The following is a 2,168-nucleotide window of genomic DNA, read 5'->3' as shown; positions in this document are numbered from 1 at the left end:
GCCGCTCGATCAAGGCTCTGCTGGAGATCCGACCCGACACCGCCAACCTCAGCGTTAACGGCGACATCCGTGTCGTTTCCCCCGAGACCGTTAAAGTTGGCGATGTGATTGTGGTGCGCCCTGGCGAAAAGGTACCCCTAGATGGCAACATTCTAGATGGCAACTCTCTGGTCGATACCTCTGCATTGACGGGCGAATCGATGCCTCGCACCGTTGCTCCCGGCGAAACTGTGCTGGCTGGGATGATCAACCAGTCTGGGCTGTTGACGGTGCAGGTGACCAAGTCCTTTGGTGAGTCGTCGATCGCCAGAATTTTAGAACTGGTCGAGAACGCCAGCAGCAAAAAAGCCGATACCGAAAAATTCATCACCCGCTTTGCCCGGCATTACACCCCGGTGGTAGTGGTTCTCTCTCTCGCGGTTGCTATTCTGCCGCCCCTGTTCTTTGAGGGGGCTACCCATACCGAGTGGGTCTATCGCGCCCTAGTGCTGTTGGTGATTTCCTGCCCCTGCGGTTTGGTGATTAGCATTCCCCTTGGCTACTTTGGCGGGGTGGGCGGTGCCGCTAAGCGCGGTATTTTGGTCAAAGGCTCCACCTATTTAGACACCCTGGCCCAAGTGAAAACGGTTGTGTTCGATAAAACCGGCACCCTCACCCAGGGCAACTTTCGCGTGACCCATGTGGTGACTCACAACGGACTGAATCAGCAGCAACTGCTAGAGCTGGCGGCCCATGTCGAATCGCAGTCAACTCATCCGGTGGCCCAGTCCATTCGTCAAGCCTATGGGCGGACCGTCGATACCGCCGCTGTTCAAGACTACGAAGAAATTGCCGGCCACGGTATTCGCGCCACGGTGAATGGTCGCACTATCTTGGCGGGGAATGACCGACTCTTGCACCGCGAAGCGATTCCCCACGATGTGTGTGTAGTAGACGGCACTGTGGCTCACTTGGCAGTGGATGGCGAATATAGTGGCCGTATCATGATTGCCGATGAGCTGAAAGACGATGCTGTCGGGGCTATTCGAGCATTGCACGCCCAGGGCATTCAAACTGCCATGCTGACCGGCGACAGCCAATCGGTAGCCGACAGCATTGCCCAACAACTAGGCCTCGACGATTACCGGGCCGAGCTGTTGCCCGAAGATAAAGTAGACGCCCTAGAAGAGTTCTTGCGGCGTGCCAGCCAGACCAAGAGCAAAGTGGCGTTTGTCGGCGACGGCATTAACGATGCGCCAGTGATCGCCAGGGCTGATGTGGGCATCGCCATGGGTGGGCTAGGGTCTGATGCGGCGATCGAAACTGCTGACGTGGTGATCATGACCGATGCCCCTTCCAAGGTGGCCGAGGCCATTCAAATCGCGCAGAAAACCCGGCGGGTTGTTTGGCAAAACATCATGTTTGCCATGGTCGTCAAGGCGCTTTTTATTGCCTTGGGCGCGATCGGCGTAGCTACGCTTTGGGAGGCGGTATTTGCCGATGTAGGTGTTGCCCTGCTGGCGATCCTCAATGCGGGTCGAATTATTCGGAACCCCCAATAATGGGTTGAGATGATCAGTCTCCCGAGAATTGCAGCGTTACCCCGTTACCAGTACCCACCGTCGTGGTGACCGCCATGGGTGCCGCCGTGGTGATTGAGCACACGGTATAAACTGGCAGCAGATGCGCGACCAGATTCGAGCAGACCTGCGGAGGAAATGATATCAATATCTTGGATTGCCCGCTATATGTTGCCCTCACCCTAAATCCCTCTCCCAGAGGGCGGGGGACTTTGAGGCTTCTTCCGTGATGTAGCGACATTTTGAAGAATTGATATTAGGTCGAGAGGAGCAATCAACGGTAGGTATTGCAGATTCTCAAGCCGTTAAAACAACGGAAACAGGGGGGCTACGGGTTCGATGGTGGCAAAAATATTAAGGGACGTAAGCGTCCTATTGTCATCGTTGGGTATCCCAGGTGATGCTCTTAAAGCCCTCTCCCAAGCTTCTTTTAACTGTTGAACTTACGTTCTTCAGGGTATTTTGCTGTCCTATCCATGGAACGGTAGCTATGCCTCTACCAGAGCGATCGCCCTCTCGTAGTCGTCCGCTTTATAGCCTATGGGTAGAGAACCGAATCGATGATTACGGTTTCTAGGACAACGTATATAACCTTGAAAAAATTAGATC

1 protein-coding gene and 1 pseudogene are annotated in these 2,168 nt (G+C 54.7%); both read left to right on the top strand.

Annotated elements, in window-relative coordinates; translation table 11 throughout:
* The coding region (locus tag V6D20_16230; GenBank protein ID HEY9817328.1) for a heavy metal translocating P-type ATPase at nucleotides 1-1,541 on the top strand (1,541 nt) is incomplete at its 5' end.
* Between the two features lie 271 nt (nucleotides 1,542-1,812).
* Nucleotides 1,813-1,939 (top strand): annotated as a pseudogene (locus tag V6D20_16225) (IS5/IS1182 family transposase).
* The last annotated feature ends 229 nt before the right edge of the window (nucleotides 1,940-2,168 follow it).

The organism is Candidatus Obscuribacterales bacterium (genome assembly GCA_036703605.1).
Classification (GTDB): Bacteria; Cyanobacteriota; Cyanobacteriia; order RECH01; family RECH01; genus RECH01.
The sequence above is the reverse complement of the archived record's forward strand: the minus strand, read 5'-3'. Positions and strand labels throughout refer to the sequence as shown.